Consider the following 17091-nt stretch of genomic DNA (forward strand, 5'->3'; position numbering starts at 1 on the left):
ACCCGGGCCCGTGCTCTGGTTGAGTGACGTCATGACGACGACCGCTGTCCGGACCGAGGGCGTGCCGCTGACCGACGGGGGCGAGCTGCGCCTGACCGTGGCCGAACCCGACGGTCCGGTCCGCGGCGGTGTCGTCGTCCTGCAGGAGGCCCGGGGGGTCACCGACTCCATCCGGCTGCTCGTCACCGGCCTCGCCGCGGACGGCTGGCTCGCCGTCGCCCCGCACCTCTACCGCGACGCCGGCGCGGGCGGCGACCTCGCCGACGGCTCCGAGGCCGCGGTCGCCGAGCACGTCGGCAGCCTCGAGCCGCGCCAGGTCATGGACGACTGCGACACCGCGTTCGGCTGGCTGGGCGACGTCGGCATCGAGGCCGACCGGATGGGCGTGCTCGGGTTCGACCTCGGGGGCACGGTGGCGCTGCACGTCGCGGCCAACCGCACCCTCGGCGCGGCGATCACGGTCGCGGGTGGCGGGATCGAGTCGTCCCCGTGGTCCAGCCTGCCCGCCCTGGTCGAGACCGCACCCGAGCTGACCTGCCCCTGGCTGGGCATCTACTCGGAGGCGTCCGACACCGACGCCGTCGCCCGCCTGCGCGACGCCGCGGCGTCCTCCGGGAAGGCGACCGACGTCGTGATCTACCCGAGCACCGGCTACCGCTTCGACGACGACCCGGACTCGGCCGCCGAGGCCTGGCAGCGGGTCCTCAACTGGTTCGACGCGCACCTGCGCTGACGAAGACCCCGGCGCGCGCGGCGGCCGCGGTCGCCGCGGCCGCACGGTGGGCGTCCGCGGTGTCCGGACGCGTCCCGCGGGTGAGGAGCTGGTGGTAGAGCGGGGCGGAGACCGCGCGGACGACGCCGGCCGGGTCGGTGCCCGCCGGTAGCTCGCCGCGGGCCACGGCGTCGGTGACGCACGGCTCCCAGACGGCGGTCCGGGCGTCGTAGAAGCCGCGCAGCGCGCGTGCGGTCCCGGCGTCGTCGACGGCGGCGCAGACCAGCGCGGTGAGCAGCGGCCCCTGTCGCGGGTCGGCCAGTGTGGATCGGACCAGCTCGGCGTTGGCGAGCAGGTCGCCGTCGAGCGAGCCGGTGTCGGCGCGCGGGGCGGAGGTCTCGATCATGTCGGTGACCAGGTCCTCCAGCACCGCGGGCACGCTGCCCCAGCGGCGGTAGACCGTCGTCTTGCCGACGCCCGCCCGGCGCGCGAGTTCGGCGAGGTCCAGGCCCGGCAGCCCGAGCTCGATCAGGGCGTCGCCCGCCGCGGCCAGCACGGCGGACCGGACCCGCGCGGTCCGGCCGCCCGGCCTGCTCATCTCCGGTGCCACGGCGCCCACCCTAACCCGTGACGGAACCGGAGTCCCGTTTGGCGTGCTACGTTCTAACGGAACCGCAGTTCCTTTAGAGGAGGACGGGCATGGAGTACCGACGGTTGGGTCGCAGCGGGCTGCAGGTCCCGGTCCTGAGCTTCGGCGCGGGCACGTTCGCCGGGCGCGGCGAGCTGTTCGGCGCGTGGGGGTCGGTCGACGTCGCCGGAGCGCGCCGGATGGTGGACCGGTGCCTCGACGCGGGGGTGACCCTGTTCGACACCGCCGACGTCTACTCCGACGGCGGGTCGGAGGAGGTCCTCGGAGCGGCGCTGCGGCAGCGCCGCGACGAGGTCCTGATCTCGACCAAGGCCGGCCTGCCGACCGGCCTCGGCCCGAACGACGCGGGCACCGGGCGCCTCCACCTGGTCCGCGCCGTCGAGGACGCCCTGCGCCGGCTCGGCACCGACCGGATCGACCTGTTCCAGCTGCACGCCTACGACGCGGGCACCCCGCCCGAGGAGGTGCTCGCGACGCTGGACGTGCTCGTCCGGTCGGGCAAGGTGCGCTACACCGGCGTCTCCAACCACCCCGGGCGACGGCTGGTGCGGACCCTGGACCTGGCCGACCGGCACGGGTGGCCGCGGCCCGTCGCGCACCAGGTGTACTACTCGCTGGTCGGCCGCGACTACGAGTGGGACCTCATGCCGCTGGGCCACGAGGAGGGCGTCGGCGCCCTGGTCTGGAGCCCGCTGGGCTGGGGACGGCTCACCGGCCGGGTCCGGCGGGGCGCCCCGCTGCCCGCGGGCAGCCGGCTGCACACCACCGCCGAGGCGGGCCCGCCCGTCCCCGACGACCTGCTGTTCGACGTCGTCGACGTGCTCGACGCGATCGCCGCCGAGACCGGCCGCACGGTGCCGCAGATCGCGCTGAACTGGTTCACGACCCGCCCGACCGTCAGCTCGGTCATCGTCGGCGCCCGCGACCTGGTGCAGCTGGAGGACAACCTCGGCGCGGTCGGCTGGCGCCTGGACGACGACCAGGTCGCCCGGTTGGACGCGGCGTCGCACCGTCCTGCGCCGTACCCGTACTTCCCGTACGAGCGGCAGGAGGCCTTCGCCCGGCTCGCGCCGCCGCTCGTCGGCGCCCCGGCCTGACCGTCCCCTGTGACGGGCACCCTGTCGCGGCGGGCCGGAGTGGGGTCCGGCCACTGGTGCGCGGCCGGGGCCGTCGGGGATGCTCGGGGCATGCCGCCCGTGTCGTCGCCGCAGACCGTCACCGATCCGGACACCCCCGAGCTCCTGTGGAGCCCGGACCCGGACCGGGTGGCGGACACCGAGATCGTCCGGTTCGCGACCTGGGCGCGTGACGAGCGGGGCGCCCCGCTGTCCGACGTCACCGACTACGCGCAGCTGCACACCTGGTCGGTGACCGACCTGGAGGGCTTCTGGTCGGCGGTCGCCGAGTACTCCGGCGTGCTGTTCCACGACCACCCCACGGCCACACTCGGCTCCCGTGACATGCCCGGCGCGCAATGGTTCCCGGGCGCGACCCTCAACTACGCCGAGCACGCCCTGACCCCCGGCCCGGGCCGCGCCGACGACGACATCGCCGTCGAGTTCGTCCGCGAGGACGGCCTGGAGCGCACCGTCACCCACGCCGAGCTGCGCGACCAGGTCGCCCGCGCCCGCGCCGGGCTCGTCCGGGCCGGCGTCGGACAGGGGGACCGGGTCGTCGCGCTCGCCCCGAACTCCGTCGAGACCCTGGTCGCGTTCCTGGCGGCGGCGAGCCTCGGCGCGATCTGGTCGTCCTGCTCGCCGGACTTCGGCGCCCGCGCCGTGCACGACCGCTTCGCCCAGATCGAGCCCGCCGTGCTCGTCGCCGTCGACGGGTACCGCTACAACGGCAAGGGCTTCGACATCCGCGACAAGGTCGCCGACCTGCAGCGACAGCTGCCGACGCTGCGCGCGACCGTCCTCGTGCCCTACCTCGACCCCGACGCGACCCTCGACGGCACGACGACCTGGGCCGGGTTCACCGCCGAGCCCGGCCCGCTGGAGTTCACGCCCGTCCCGTTCGACCACCCCCTGTGGGTGCTCTACTCCTCGGGCACCACCGGCCTGCCCAAGGGCATCGTGCACGGCCACGGCGGCATCGTCGTGGAGCACCTGAAGGCGATGCGTCTCCAGCACGGGCTCGGGCCGGGGGAGCGGTTCTTCTGGTTCACCACCACCGGCTGGATGATGTGGAACTTCCTGGTCGGCGGCCTGCTCGTGGGCGCGACCATCGTGATGTTCGACGGCAGCCCCGGCCACCCCGACCTCGGCGCGCTGTGGGCGCTCGCCGCGCGGCACCGGGTGTCGCTGTTCGGGGTCTCCGCGCCCTACGTGCAGTCCTGCATGAAGGCGGGCCTGCGCCCCGGCGACGACCACGACCTCTCCGCGATGCGCGCGCTCGGCTCCACCGGCGCGCCGCTGTCGGTCGACGGATTCCGCTGGATCGGGGAGGCTGCCGGGTCGCACATCCAGATCTGCTCGGTCTCCGGCGGCACCGACGTCTGCGCGGCCTTCCTCACCAGCGCCCCCACGGTGCCGGTGTGGCTGGGTGAGCTGTCCTGCGCGGCGCTCGGCGCCGACGTCCGGTCCTGGGCCGAGGACGGCACCGACCTGCTCGACGACGTCGGCGAGCTGATCATCACCACGCCGACCCCGTCGATGCCGGTCATGTTCTGGAACGACCCGGACGGCACCCGCCTGCGCGAGTCCTACTACGAAGACTTCCCCGGCAACTGGCGGCACGGCGACTGGGTCCGCCGCACCCCGCGCGGCTCCTACGTCATCTACGGCCGCTCGGACTCCACGCTCAACCGCGGTGGGGTCCGGATGGGCACCGCCGACTTCTACGCCGTCGTCGAGAACGTCGACGGGGTCGCGGACTCCCTGGTGATCGACACGACCGCGCTCGGCGAGCGCGAGGAGGGGGCACTGCTCTGCTTCCTCGTCCTCGACGAGGGTGTCGCGCTCGACGACGTCGAGCCGACCCTGCGCTCGCTGCTGCGCAAGGAGCTCTCGCCGCGGCACGTGCCGGACCGGTTCGTCGTCGTCGCCGCGGTGCCGCGCACCCTGAACGGCAAGAAGTGCGAGGTGCCGGTGAAGAAGATCCTCTCGGGCACAGCGCCGGAGAAGGCGGTGTCGGCCGGCGCCCTCCAGAATCCCGACGCGCTGACCCCGTTCGTGGCCCTCGCAGGGGCCTGACCTGCGCCGGATCGGGGTCCTCCGGCCAGGGGGACCCCGGTTCCGGACGGCCGGAACACCCGTGTAGTGTTGCGCTCGCTGGTGGCCGTCAGGCACCGGGGAGGCTTCGCCTAGTCTGGTCTATGGCGCCGCACTGCTAATGCGGTTTGGGGTAACCCCCCATCCCGGGTTCAAATCCCGGAGCCTCCGCACCGGCACGGCGGTGGGTACACCGGTCGCCGGCCGACAACTGAAGATTGCTACGCTGGAGACAGCAACGCGCCCGTAGCTCAACGGATAGAGCATCTGACTACGGATCAGAAGGTTAGGGGTTCGAATCCCTTCGGGCGCACCACGCGAGATCGGGCCCTGACCAGCTAGTTTGGTCGGGGCCGGACTTATTCCGGGACGACTGAAGTCGATCACGATCCACGGCGCGATCCACCAACGTTGCTAGCTTCCGACTTGTGACCGCCGTGGAGGAGCCGCCGACGCCGCGGCAACGGGGCAGCATCCGCCGCATGCGCGACAGGTTCCAGGTGCGCGTGTCAGCTGGCGAGGACCCGAGCACGGGCGAGCGGATCATCCTCACCGACAGCGTTGCGATCGAGCAGCCGGGCAACGCCCGTTCCGAGCGGGCGGCGCAGAAGGCAGCTGAGAAGCTCCGTACGCGACTGCTGGCTGACGCTGACGACCTTAAGATCGCCCGTACCCGCGCGACCGTGGGCGCGCTCCTGGACCGTTGGATGGCTCAGCACGAGATCGACCCGACTACGCGCATGACGTACGAGGCACAGATCCGGATCTACATCCGCCCGAAGCTCGGCGACGTCCCGCTGGTCCTCTTCGTTCGCGAGGCCGCCGAGCGGCTGGAGCCCTTCTATGCGCGCCTGCGGAAGTGCCGCGGCCTCTGCAATGGGAAGCCGTTCATCGAGAAGCACGTCGTCGAGGGCGCGCACGACTGCGCCGCTAATGGGTGCAAGCCTCACCTCTGCAAGCCCTACGCGGCGTCGAGCGTTCGCTCGATCCACGCGATCCTGTCCGGCGCCTGTTCGGCCGCGGTGCGATGGGGCTGGATCAGCTTCAATCCGATGCCCTCGGTTCGCCCGCCGGCCAAGCCTCGTCCTCAGCCGAAGCCCCCGACGAGCTCGCAAATGGCTCGGATCGTGGAGACGGCCTGGGAGCTGTCACCGGAGTGGAGTCTGTATCTCTGGCTCTCGGCGATGCTGGGCGCCCGCCGCGGCGAAGTGGTGGCGCTGCAGTGGGAAGACCTGGACCTCGACTCAGGCATCGTCCGGCTGGACGAGAACTACGTCCGGACTTCGGACGGGATGGTGCTTAAGGACACCAAGAGCCACCAGATGCGCCGGGTGTCGATCGACGCTCCAACGGTCGATCTACTTCGAGCTCACCGCGACGACTGTGCTGCCCGCCTAGCTCTGCTCGGCGCTGAGTTGACGGATCGGACCTGGGTGTTCTCGGCTTCGCCGGACATGAGTCGCCCACGCGACCCGGCCTCCCTTACACGTAGATACGGCCGCCTCGTCGCGAAGTTGGGCATCGAGACGACGCTGAAGGAGTTGCGCCACTACTCAGCCACTGAGTTGCTGACGGCTGGTGTCGACCTGCGGACCGTGTCGGGCCGGCTCGGTCACGGCGACGGCACAACGACGCTGAGGCACTATGCAGCGTGGGTGGGATCCGCCGACCAGGTCGCGGCGGGGGTGGTGGAGAGCAGAACCCCGCTCGATCTCGCCTCGCTTCGTGGGCGCGGGAAGTGACACCTGGCCCCGCGAGACGCCTAGACGAGCCGACTTCGCCCTCATCGATCACCGGCTCCAGGACTCGAACTCATCCTCGCGCCTCCTCCTCCTCCTCGTTCAACTCCTCCTAGCCCTTTCAAGATGCAGACACACATACTGCCCGCAGCCACCCAGCATTCTCGAAGTCTTACTTGCCATACCGGGGTGACATAGTCTAACTTCAACTTGTCGCTAACGCCTGCGACGAACTCACGGGAGGAAGCGTCATGACCCTGGTGCTGCGTATCGGCCACTACAAGACCTTGGAGGTGCCCGACTCGTTGGGGCGGGACTGGACGGGGTGGTTCCCCCGCATGACCGAGGCCGAGGCCTTCGAGGCCGGGCGCGGGGCGTGGAAGCTCGGCCCGCGCGCGGACAACGAGACCTTCGCCCTGATCACCGCGAACACCCCGCCGGACCGAGCCGTTCTGGCCGCGGTCGAGATCGAGTCGATCACCGCCCCGGACGCCGAGGGCCGTCGCAGCATCGTCGGCCGGGTCCTCGAGGCGGGCCACCCGTTCCGCGACGCCTATGTCGGGCACCACGACCCGCTGGACAACGAGTCCCGCAACCCCGTCGGCTACATCGATCTGCCCGAGGAGGAGCAGTATCGGCTGCGCGCCTGTGCGTGCGGATGTGGCACCGAGACCAAGCGCGACTTCGCACCCGGCCACGACCAGAAGGCCATCCACGACCGCATACGGGCCCACTTCCATGGCTCTACTCTGCGTTTCATCCACTGGATGGACCAGCACGGCCCGGCCGCGGCGGGCAGCGGAGAGGGGATCGGCGGCCTCGGCTACGACGAGCGTAATGGCCCGCCCGGAGAGGGCGACTGAGCTGCGTCCCGCCTCGATCAGCACCTCCGGGAGAACACCCTCATGGCTTTGAGCTGCCCCTCATGCGAGCTCTCGACCGTCGAGTACGCCGAGACCACCGAGGACGACCAGACCCGGCTGCGCTGCACCAGCTGCGCGCACCTCTGGCTGCACCGCCCTATCATCGCGGTCCCCGCTGCTCCCCCGGCCCGCACAGCCCGCCGCACCCGCACCCTCACTCTCACTCTCGACGAGGCCAAGGCCTACTTCCCGACCGAGGACGACCTCACCGACGCCACCCGTACACGCGTCGCCAACCTGAAGCAGCAGTTTCTGGCGCGGCAGCCGGCGACTGATTCCCGTGTCGGCCCCTACTTCGCCCGCTACCGGCAGATCTTCTCCACAGACGGCCTGCCCGCGGCCGACCCAGCCGATCTCAAGGAGTTCGCGAACAACTCCATCGGCGCGCACCCGGGCAACATGTCGGTGTTCAACCGCTACTGGAACAGTCTCGGCGACCAGGCCGCAGCCCAGCAGCTCCGCGGTGTCATCGACTACCTGCTCCGCGGCGCCGACGAGGCGGTCGAGGATCGCCTCGAGACCCTGATCAACCCGCGCAACCCGAAGGGTATGACCGGGTTTCGGGAGAGCCTGCTGACCCGCGTCCTGTGTGTCATCCACCCGGACCGGTTCCTGCCGATCCTGACCTACACCAGCGCGGCCGGGGGCAAGCGGGAGGTCGCCGCCACGGTCTTTGGACTCGAACTCCCGGCGCCCGAACGCACCTCGATGACCACCGGGCGGCTGGTGTTCTGGAGCAACGACCTGCTGTTGAAGCTGTGTGGACCCGGCTTCGTCGACGTCGCCCACGCCTCGGAGTTCCTCTGGTGGGCGAAGGACGAGTCGTGATCGGATGCCACTGGCCGCATCAGCGAGGACCGATCGGAGCGACGTGAGCGCCGGACGCAAGCAGGGTCGACCTCGCGCGGCGTTCCGTCCGGTCGAGGAGAAGGCGAAGTCTCCGAGCTCGGCTGCGCCCGGGTGGGCGGGCAAGAAGGGCCGCCAGACGCCCAAGCAGCTCTCCGCAGGTACCGGCCTGTGTCGAGTGTGCGGTCGTAGGAAGAAGCTGCGCGTCGACGATTTCATGATCAAGATGCACGGATCCCGTGACGATCCCAGGCAGAACTGCGGTGGAAGCGAGACCCGCCCGGCATCCGGGACCGTGGAGCCGTAGCGACTTCCGCGGTGAATGTAGCCACCTACAAGTTCGGACCCGATGGCAAGAAGAGCAGTCCTTCCGTGCTCCCAAGATCCCCAACAACGAAGCTTGCGCCGACGTCATGAGAGCAGGGAGGTTCGGCGCCGCGCTAGCGGACTCTGTAGCGTCGCCGAGGTGGGCGCATCGAGTCGGGTCGTGTCAGACGCCCAGCGGATCTCCGAGACGTTCGTAGCCCCATTAGGGCGGAGATGGGCCCACGTGCAGGCGGTCGCTCGCCGCGCGGCTGGACTGGGCTCAGCGGTCGCGGCTCCCGAGCGAGACGTACTGGTCAGCGCGTCGTGGCTTCACGACATCGGCTACTCCCCTGAGATCGGTCATACGCGCTTTCACCCGCTGGACGGCGCGCGCTACCTGCGTGACGAGGGTTGGCCCGAGATTGTGGTGAACCTTGTAGCCCACCACTCAGGCGCCAGGTTCGAGGCGACGCGGCGTAACTTGGCGGACGAGCTGGCGGAGTTCCCGTTCCCGGACGGGCCTCTGCTCGATGCGCTCGCACTGGCGGACCTGACGACCGGGCCCGCCGGAGAGCCGCTGACTTACGACGAGCGGATCGCGGAGATCCTGCACCGGTATCCGGAGGATGATCCGGTCCATCAGGCGTGGCTCGAGGCGGAGCCGGTGCTCCGCGAGTCGGTGCAGCGGGCCGAGGCTCGGCTCGCGGGCGGGTCAGCCTAGATACGGCTCGGTGCGGGCCTCGTCGAGCGCGTGGTCGATCCGCATCCGCATGGACTGATGGATGCTCAGGCCGGGCACGTCCGCGGGGTCGACCCACTTGGCAGCCTTGGTCTCAGTGCCGTCCTCGCGGGGCTTCTCGGACTCGTTGACGGGGACGGCGTGGAAGCAGAGTGAGAATTGTTGGCGCACTTCGCCGTCGTCGTACTTCATGACGTGGCGGGGGTCTGTGTAGGTGCCGACGAGCCCGGTGAGTCGGACGTCGATGCCGGTCTCCTCGCGCACCTCGCGCACCGCGGTGTCGGTGATGCTCTCTCCTGGGTCGTGCCCGCCACCAGGTAGCGCCCAGAAGTCGTTGTCGATCTTGTGGATCAGCAGTATCTGCCCGGCGCTGTTGCGCACGGCGACGGTCACTGAGGGGACGACGCTGTTGATGGCTGGCGCGGCCGGGTCGTCGAAGTAGTCGATGCGGGCCATGGGCCTACCTTCCGGCGGGTTCGGGGTCGGCGGTTTCCCACACGCGCTCGAACGAGCGCATGTAGTGCTCCCAGAGCGAGCCGCCATCGACGCGGCGGATGTGGAGCATGGGGTTCTGGCCCGCGAGCGAGCCGAAGGCGTGGTGAACCGCCCCGGCGTGTCCGGAGAGCTATCGGCTTGAGCCGTTCGGCTCCGGTTGGGTGCTCGTTGACGGTAGTGCGCGGCTTCCAGCTCGGCCGGTGGCAGGTCCGCGGCCGCGGAGTGCAGTCGGCGATGGTTGAACCAGTCGACGTATTCGAGGGTGGCGATCTCGACCTGTTCGACGGTCCGCCACGGGCCTCTCGGTTTGATCAGCTCGGTCTTGAATAGCCCGATCGTCGACTCAGCCAACGCGTTGTCGTAGGCATCTCCGACCGAGCCGACCGACGGTGCCGCCCCGGCGGTGGCGAGGCGTTCGGTGTAGGCGATGGACCGATATTGCGACCCGGCATCGGAGTGGGCGACCAGCCCGGACAGATCCTCTCGGCCCTGGCGAGCCCGCGTCCAGACCGCCTGTTCCAGAGCGTCGAGGACCAGTTCAGTGCGCATCGTGGTGGCCGCGCGCCAGCCCAGGATCCGCCGCGAGTAAGCGTCGATCACGAACGCGACGTAGACCATGCCCGACCAGGTCGGGACGTAGGTGAAGTCAGCGACCCACAGTCGGTCGGGCGCCGGTCGGGCGAATCGGCGCCCGACCAGATCCGCAGCCCGGGGTCCCTGGCCACCGATCGTGGTGCGAACCCGGCGGCCGCGCCGGGCGCCGACCAGCCCGTGATCGCGCATCAGCCGCTCGACAGTGCAGCGGGCGACGGTGATGCCCTCACGGTTGAGTTGGGCCCAGACCTTGCGCGCTCCGTAGACGCCGTAGTTCTCGGCGTGGACCCGCACGATCTGCTCGCTCAGCTCGTGATCACGCAGCGCGGTCCGGGACGGGACCGCGGTGCGGGCGGCGTAGTAGGTCGACGGGGCGATCGCCGCGCCCAGCTCGGCGAGCTGGGCACAGATCGACGCGACACCCCACCGCCGTCCCGCCGTGCTGCGGGCGGCGTGCTGGTCGATGAACCTCACCAGCGCTTGTGTGGCCGGTCGATCTCGGCCGCGAAGAAAGCCGACTTGGACTCAACCCGTCAGCGCAACAGTGCTTCGAATCTATCAGCCGGGGTGTCGAAGTCGAGGGTCTTACGGGGGCGCGTGTTGAGTCGGTGGGCAATCTCGTCGAGCTGGGCCTGGGTGACGTCGCCGAGGCTGGTGCCCTTCGGGAAGTACTGCCGGAGCAGCCGGTTGGTGTTCTCGTTCGTGCCGCGCTGCCAGGGGCTGGCCGGGTCGGCGAAGTAGACCTCCAGCCCGGTCCGCTCAGTGACGATCTTGTGTCGGGCCAGTTCCATCCCGCGGTCCCAGGTCAGCGTGCGGCGCAGCTGCTCGGGCAGCCGGCACATCTGCTGCGACAGCGCCCAGGTGACGGTGTCCATGTCGCGTCCCTGCAGGGCGACGAGCACGGTGAACCGGGTGGTGCGCTCGACCACGGTGGCGATCTGGGTCGTGCCGCGCCCGAGCAGCAGGTCGCCCTCCCAGTGCCCGGGCACCGCCCGATCGGCGACCTCGGCGGGGCGCTCGCGGATCGAGACCGCGTCGGTGATCTGCGAGCGCCACTGCCCGGTGGTGGTGTTGTGCACGTTGCGCCGGATCGGCCGCCCCGACCGCAAGTGCTTCTGCAGGGTCTTGGCCAGTACGCCGCGGGTCTGCACGAACAGCGACTTGTAGATCGTCTCGTGCGACACCCGCATCCCTGAGCCCGGCTCGAAGTGCTTGGCCAGGTGCCCGGCGATCTGCTCGGGCGACCAGTCCTCGCCGAGTCTGTCAGCGACGAACCCGCGCAGCAGCGGACGCCGCGCGAGCAGGCACACCTTCGGGCGCCGTGCCCGGCGCCAGGCACGATCCTCGGCGTCGACCGCCCGGTACTTGCGCCGGCCCTTGTTGCGGGCGATCTCGCGGCTCACCGTCGAGGCGGGTCGGCCGATCTCGGCCGCGATCGCGCGCATCGACTTGTTCTGGCCCAGCCCGCGCGAGATCTCCTCGCGCTCGGCGGCAGTCAGCGTCCCCGGTCGGCGCCGGCGTGGCGGCGGAACATAGCCCCCGCTCGACTTGAGCACCGTGAACACTGAACCCGGGGGCCGCTCGATCGCCCGAGCGATGTCACTGATCGACTCCCCGCGCCCCCAACGGACCCACAGATCAGTGCGGTCCTCATCGGACATCCCCGGCCTGCCCAAGCGTGCCATCGCCCACCCCTATCATGATCAACTACCTGTGGGGTGTTGCGCTGACCGGTTGAGTCCAAGGACGCCGCTTTCAGGATCTCGTTTGCGCGCTTGAGCTCGGCGTTCTCCCGTCTGAGCCGGCGCAGCTCCTCGGACTCCTCGGTCGTCGTCCCGGGCCGGACACCGCCGTCGACCTCGGCCTGGCGGACCCACTTGCGCACCGTCTCTCCGGTCCCGACCCCGAGCTTCTCCGCGACAGCGTTCATCGCCGCCCACGGCGAGTCGTAGTCGTCGGCGACCTCGGCGACCATGCGCACCGCACGCTCACGCAACTCCGGCGGATAGGGCGGCTGGGAACGACGTGTCATGACTCCATCTCCTCAGAAGATCAAGTCTCCGGACACGCCGGGGCGGTTCACAGTTCCTCGAGCTCGGCGGCGAGCGTGTCGCGCTCAACGCGGACCTCACGCAACTGGGCGGCGACCCCGGCGATCACCCGCCCAAACGCGGCGGTGCCAGGGACGACGACGGTTTGACCGGCTAGGGCGGTGAGGATCTTGGCGGGCAGTGTCTTGGCCAGCCGCGGGGAACGTGGATGCATGGCCGCGGCGATCCCGGCCTCGCCGAGGTCGCGCAGGGCCTGCGGGGTCGGTGCGACGGCGAGCAGATCGAGCACCCCGCCGCGGTCCATGCGAGGTCCGAGCAGGCGTTCCAGGGCGGGGTGGACGTGCAGCAGTGCGTCGCGCAGCCGGTTGGTCAGGCGTGTGGACTGGGCGGCGAGGTCGTCGTCGTAGCCGGCCAGGACGGTGAGCTCGGCGAGGGTCTCGTCGTCGGTGCCGACCCGGCGCAGGGTGTGGGGCATGGTGCGGGCGGCGTCGGCGATGACGTGGGCGTCGCGGGCGTCGGTCTTGCCCTGGCCGGGGTGTAGGTCGGCGATGCGGCGCACGGCCAGCCCGGGCAGGTAGGCCACCTCGATGCCCAGCGAGCGGGCCACCGCGACGGCCAGCGCACCGATCGAGGCGGGCTGGTCGACCACCACGAGCACGCGGCCGTGCGCGGTGAGGCAGGTGAAGACCTCGGCCAGCGCGGTCTCGTCATTGGGCAACGGCTTGTCGTGCAGCCGGTTCCCGGCCTGGTCCAGAGCGCAGGCGTGGTGGACGGACTTGCCCACGTCCAGGCCGCAGAACACCTCGAAGCTGGTGTTGTCGGGTTCCGACAAGAAGGTCTCCTCGCTCGTCGCCGCAGGCCGACCCGGGGCACCCGCGCCGGCAGCCACGTTACGAGCAGACCACGCGAGCGGGTCAGGTCTCTATCAGCGGTCGTTGGCGCCCGCCGACCACGGTGACAACACCCCCCAGATCATCAACGACAGGGGCGACGAGTCATGCCGTGGCCGGTGGCCTGCAAGCCCTCACCGGGCTTGATCAAGAAGGTAACGGGGGCGGTGGTGGCGGCAGGTGCAGCGCGACACGAGGTCCTCCTCGGGCCAGGCTGGGCAGCCCCGGCGTGCGGGGCGGCCCGCAGGGTCAGACCGCCCCCGGAGCCGTCGGCGTCGATGATGGCACCGGGGCGGGCCTCTCGTCGGCCGTGAAGGCCAGGGCGACGGTGGAACGGGTCCGGCTGCGACGGGATGCCGTCGTCGTCCACCTGCATGGCGTCGCCGCCGACGGGCTGCTCGACGGGCGGGACCGGGATGGGGTCGGCGACGGGCGCGGCGCCGTCGCCGGGGTCGGTGGCGGCGCCACCGGCCGGGGTGTCCCCGGTGACGCCCTTCGCGGCGTCGAGCTTCGCCCGCGCGTCAGCGATCTGCAGCTGGACGGTGAACGGGAGCGCCGGTATGCAAGCCCCGGATGACCCCGGCCTGTGCCGTGCTAGCAAGCGAGGACGGATGGACCCAGCACTCTCCCCGTCTTTCCCGAGCGTGGTACTACCGTCTCGGGCTTCCGAGCTGATACCCGCGCTAGAGTTCCAAGCCTGAGGGTTCCGCCCCTGACATCCCGTTTCCGGAGGCCGCTTTGTCAGACCACGCCGACGTCCGTGTCATCATCGATTTTGACGACGACGTCGACGACGCTGAGGCCGACCAGCTAACCATGAGCCTCCGCTCCGAGATGATGCTGCTCGACGTTGAAAGTGTCTCGCGCCCGGAAGTGTCGTCATCGCAGCCCGGCGCAAAGTCCGGAACCATCGTTACGATAGGCATCCTGACAACCACAGTCGCACTTCCCATTCTTCATCCACTGCTAACAACAATCAATACATGGCTCAAGAATCGCCCGACTAAGAAGATCATCATCCGAATCAAGGATGATGAAATCGAGCTGACGAATACGTCGCGTTCGGAGCAGGCGGAGATAATCAAGCTCTTCGCAAAGAAGCATGGAAAGAGCGCTAAGGGTGGCTGAACCCGCTCGGCGGGCTCTCCTCATCGCCACCACCAATTATCTTGAGGAACTACCTCTTAAGTCACCCGTAAATGATGCTGGGCGACTCAAGTCCATCCTGACCAATCCCGAGATAGCCGATTTTACTGTAGACGAAGTACTCAACAAGCCCTCGCACGAACAGCTCATTGCGATCGAAGAGTTCTTTAGTGCCGGCAACAGCACCGACGTGCTATTGCTGCACATATCGTGTCACGGAAAGCGGGACCTTGCGGGCCGCCTACATTATGTCGCCTCAAACACGCTCGAACGACGACTGGCGTCAACCGCAGTCTCTCACCGCTATCTGCAGGATCAGCTTGACTCCTGTCGCGCAGGCCAAATCTACGTGTTCCTCGACTGCTGCCACAGTGGAGCCGCTCTAGACGGCTCGAAGGGCGCTAGCGAGAAGGCCGGTTCACTAATCGGACTTTCCGCGAAAGGACGCGCAGTGATTACATCCACCGATAGCCTGACAAGATCATGGGAGAGTGAAGCAGGTAAGATTGCTGGCCTCAATCGCAGCACGTCATACTTCACAGACGCTCTAATTCGGGGGATCGAAACGGGTGCCGCCGATCTGGACGGCGATGGACTAATCGGCATTAACGAACTATTCGAATACATCTCAGGTGAGGTCAAATCTGCAAATCCGCAACAGACCCCCCAGTTCTCCAACAAGATCTTCGCGGGCCGGATGCACTTCGCTGTTTCCCCCAAGGTCAAGGGAAGCGACAAACAAGACAAGGGCCCTAGGTCGCCTAACCGGCAATCAAAAAGCGCACTAACGCAACCCTCCGGCAACGCGCCGAGAATTGAACCCCCACGGGCGAAGGCCGTTCGGTCAGACACCCCGCTTGACAAGCAGGGGCCCCAGAGTCGAACGCAGGACACTCCTAGGACTCTACCTCCCACTCCGGCTCGGGCGCCCGCACGAGAGACAACAGATCGTCCAACCCCGCCAGAATTCAAACCTCCTGCTGCCACTCGTCGAACACAGGCCTTATCGGCACCTGCAAGCCGTGATGAGCCCGAGCGCCCACCGGAATCCGCCGCGCGCAAAGGTCCAAGCAGCAATAAGAGCGAGCCATCTCGCAGCAATACCACCCAGAAGGCGGCAGCACGCCGACGAGACAAGCGCGTACTCACCTTTGGCGGAATTGCCATCGCAACGGTGCTTCCCGCCTCTGCTTTTGGCTACCTGGTCCAGCAGATCGCTGCCGCGGGAACAAGCTCAGCCGATGGCACACCAAGCACTGCGTTAGAACTCTTCAGCAGCGCATTCGGCTACTATTTCGCCCTCGGTTCCGCATCGGTGCTAATTCTCTGCTGTCTGTTTCTCGCCATTCCCCCCTGGGGGGAGAGTCGAGGACTTCGAGCGCTTGGTGGTGCCGTGCTTGGCACAGCCCTGCTCCTACTCACCATCAATATAGCCCCGGCGCAGCTGGCCCAGATCGAGGCCGAGCTTGCTGTTGAACGTGCAACCACACCATTTCCTATTGAAGATGAGATCGACTCAGATCAGCTGTGCTCTCAGGCATCCAGTCTCAAAGTTGGCGACACGTGGTGGAGCGCGGCGCTGATCAAGTCAACAAAGTCGCAAGCATGTACAACTCTCGACCTATACCAGGGTTGGAATAAGGTAGCCAGCGTGCCGCTGACGATTAATAGCGACGCCCATTACTCAGGCGCAACGCTGTTCGCATTCGCCGGGCCAAGCCTCGAAACGTCGTTCTTGGTAGCAAGAGTCGGCGGCGGCGTGACAGGAGTACCGCTCGCGAATCCGGCCGCTCCCTGGTCAATGGAACTCGATAACGCTGCTCAATACCCGAAGCTGTTCGAGGATAAGCTACTTGTCCCACGCAACGATCCAGAGGCCCTGAGAGCGTTCAACGGCACGACAGGCGAGCTGTTATGGACGGCAGGTTGCCCTACCCGGCGAACTTGGCAAAGCACTGTTGTAAACGAGCTCCCTCCGAGCATCTACTGTTCGGCTGGTGGAGACCGCGCGATCTATCAGGTTTCGCCGTCGGGCGAGTTGACTCGTACATCCTAGGGCGCCGACTGGCCGAAACGTGAAGGTAGGGGCGCGTCTCAACTGACATAATCGCCCATTATCGGCTCGCGCTTTGCATAGCCGCGCAGTCCCTGCTGTCAGCTCATAGAGACCGCGCGGCGGCCTTAGTGGCACGAGACCCAGCACCCGAGGCGGCGGTCGGCGGCGGCGTGAGCGAGCCGACTGAACCTGGACCGAGGAGTCGCGCAGCGAAGTCGATAGCGTGGCGCTCTGCTGCTGTCGCGCCGATTCATATTGCCCTTGAACCGAACCTCGTCGGCCGTTCCTACACGTTAGGCGCGGTGAACGCGATCGGGTCGCGGACAGCGGCCTGGTTGGCACAGTCGCGCGCGAGTTCGTAGGCGTCGCGGTGGAAGGCGTCGTCGTCCACGTACATGGCCAGCGTTGCCACTACGGGGACGAAGTGCACCTTCTCTTCCCTCGGTTCGCCGACGAACGGGCCTACCTGGCTCGGCATCACGAACTGCAGCGGATCGGTCGCCCCGTCCCACACCACACCGAACTGCACGTCATAGTCGTCGATGTGCAGCTGCGCGGCCGTCGCGCGCAAGAGCCCCAAGAAGTCGGCGAGCGCACACTCGACTGCGCTGAGCAGGACCTCGTTGCCGGGACGGTAGTCGCCGGGCGAACGGGGGAACGCGCCGACCGCTCCTGCGAGGGTCACCGTCCCGGTGTCCCCGATCATGGCGGTTGCATCCGTCGGCTGAGGCTC

General features: G+C 68.5%; 14 protein-coding genes, 2 tRNA genes and 3 pseudogenes. 12 read left to right on the plus strand and 7 right to left on the minus strand.

The window, feature by feature from the left end; genetic code table 11:
* Positions 1 to 31: 31 nt before the first annotated feature.
* Positions 32 to 733, plus strand: a complete 702-nt coding sequence (locus tag ZF1_RS00975; RefSeq protein ID WP_208818646.1) for a dienelactone hydrolase family protein — start codon at positions 32 to 34, stop codon at positions 731 to 733.
* Here ZF1_RS00975 and ZF1_RS00980 read toward each other — a convergent pair.
* Entirely contained in the window at positions 705 to 1322 is a 618-nt protein-coding gene (locus ZF1_RS00980) for a TetR/AcrR family transcriptional regulator (protein ID WP_208818645.1), read from the minus strand. The genes ZF1_RS00975 and ZF1_RS00980 overlap by 29 nt on opposite strands.
* An 89-nt stretch (positions 1323 to 1411) precedes the next feature.
* Here ZF1_RS00980 and ZF1_RS00985 point away from each other — a divergent pair, with 89 nt between their 5' ends.
* The 8 genes from ZF1_RS00985 to ZF1_RS01020 all read left to right on the plus strand — a co-directional run bounded on the left by ZF1_RS00985 (position 1412) and on the right by ZF1_RS01020 (position 9108).
* Positions 1412 to 2458 (plus strand): aldo/keto reductase, encoded by a 1047-nt coding sequence (locus ZF1_RS00985; RefSeq protein ID WP_482636268.1) that lies wholly within the window; start codon positions 1412 to 1414, stop codon positions 2456 to 2458.
* Between the two features lie 90 nt (positions 2459 to 2548).
* Positions 2549 to 4555, plus strand: coding sequence for an acetoacetate--CoA ligase (locus ZF1_RS00990; protein ID WP_346102461.1), 2007 nt, complete (start codon positions 2549 to 2551; stop codon positions 4553 to 4555).
* Between the two features lie 99 nt (positions 4556 to 4654).
* Positions 4655 to 4744: transfer RNA gene (locus ZF1_RS00995), tRNA-Ser, on the plus strand.
* A gap of 69 nt (positions 4745 to 4813) precedes the next feature.
* Positions 4814 to 4889, plus strand: a tRNA-Arg gene (locus ZF1_RS01000).
* Positions 4890 to 5001: 112 nt separating this feature from the next.
* On the plus strand, positions 5002 to 6315 hold the full coding sequence (locus ZF1_RS01005) for a site-specific integrase (RefSeq protein WP_482636269.1): 1314 nt from the start codon (positions 5002 to 5004) through the stop codon (positions 6313 to 6315).
* Positions 6316 to 6563: 248 nt separating this feature from the next.
* Positions 6564 to 7175: a hypothetical protein gene (locus ZF1_RS01010; RefSeq protein WP_482636270.1), complete on the plus strand. Its 612-nt coding sequence runs from the start codon at positions 6564 to 6566 to the stop codon at positions 7173 to 7175.
* A 48-nt stretch (positions 7176 to 7223) separates the two neighbouring features.
* Entirely contained in the window at positions 7224 to 8063 is an 840-nt protein-coding gene (locus ZF1_RS01015) for a hypothetical protein (RefSeq protein ID WP_482636271.1), read from the plus strand.
* Positions 8064 to 8631: 568 nt separating this feature from the next.
* On the plus strand, positions 8632 to 9108 hold the full coding sequence (locus ZF1_RS01020) for an HD domain-containing protein (RefSeq protein WP_482636272.1): 477 nt from the start codon (positions 8632 to 8634) through the stop codon (positions 9106 to 9108).
* Here the strand turns inward: ZF1_RS01020 and ZF1_RS01025 are convergent.
* From ZF1_RS01025 to ZF1_RS01045, 5 genes and pseudogenes are all read right to left on the minus strand, one after another.
* On the minus strand, positions 9100 to 9582 hold the full coding sequence (locus tag ZF1_RS01025; protein WP_482638661.1) for an NUDIX hydrolase: 483 nt from the start codon (positions 9580 to 9582) through the stop codon (positions 9100 to 9102). The two genes, ZF1_RS01020 and ZF1_RS01025, sit on opposite strands and share 9 nt — an antisense overlap.
* Before the next feature lie 204 nt (positions 9583 to 9786).
* Positions 9787 to 10728 (minus strand): annotated as a pseudogene (locus tag ZF1_RS01030) (IS3 family transposase); the annotation flags it as partial.
* Between the two features lie 20 nt (positions 10729 to 10748).
* Entirely contained in the window at positions 10749 to 11900 is a 1152-nt protein-coding gene (locus ZF1_RS01035) for an IS30 family transposase (protein WP_405422007.1), read from the minus strand.
* A gap of 41 nt (positions 11901 to 11941) precedes the next feature.
* Positions 11942 to 12247 (minus strand): annotated as a pseudogene (locus tag ZF1_RS01040) (transposase); the annotation flags it as partial.
* Between the two features lie 319 nt (positions 12248 to 12566).
* A pseudogene (locus tag ZF1_RS01045) lies at positions 12567 to 13068 on the minus strand (IS110 family transposase); the annotation flags it as partial.
* Between the two features lie 317 nt (positions 13069 to 13385).
* On the opposite strand from ZF1_RS01045, the gene ZF1_RS01050 reads away from it, so the two are divergent.
* The 3 genes from ZF1_RS01050 to ZF1_RS01060 all read left to right on the plus strand — a co-directional run bounded on the left by ZF1_RS01050 (position 13386) and on the right by ZF1_RS01060 (position 16358).
* The gene (locus tag ZF1_RS01050; RefSeq protein WP_482636273.1) at positions 13386 to 13733 is read left to right on the plus strand and encodes a hypothetical protein; all 348 of its coding nucleotides are present in this window, start codon (positions 13386 to 13388) and stop codon (positions 13731 to 13733) included.
* Between the two features lie 161 nt (positions 13734 to 13894).
* Positions 13895 to 14284, plus strand: coding sequence for a hypothetical protein (locus ZF1_RS01055; RefSeq protein WP_482636274.1), 390 nt, complete (start codon positions 13895 to 13897; stop codon positions 14282 to 14284).
* A complete protein-coding gene (locus ZF1_RS01060) occupies positions 14277 to 16358 on the plus strand; it encodes a caspase family protein (protein WP_482636275.1) in 2082 nt (693 codons plus the stop codon). The genes ZF1_RS01055 and ZF1_RS01060 overlap by 8 nt, the downstream gene beginning before the upstream one ends.
* Positions 16359 to 16644: 286 nt before the next feature.
* On the opposite strand, the gene ZF1_RS01065 is transcribed toward ZF1_RS01060, so the two are convergent.
* Positions 16645 to 17064 carry a hypothetical protein gene (locus ZF1_RS01065; RefSeq protein ID WP_482636276.1) on the minus strand — a complete coding sequence of 140 codons (420 nt, stop codon included), beginning with the start codon at positions 17062 to 17064 and terminating at the stop codon, positions 16645 to 16647.
* Positions 17065 to 17091: the final 27 nt, after the last annotated feature.

Source organism: Pseudonocardia sp. ZF1, assembly GCF_056835605.1.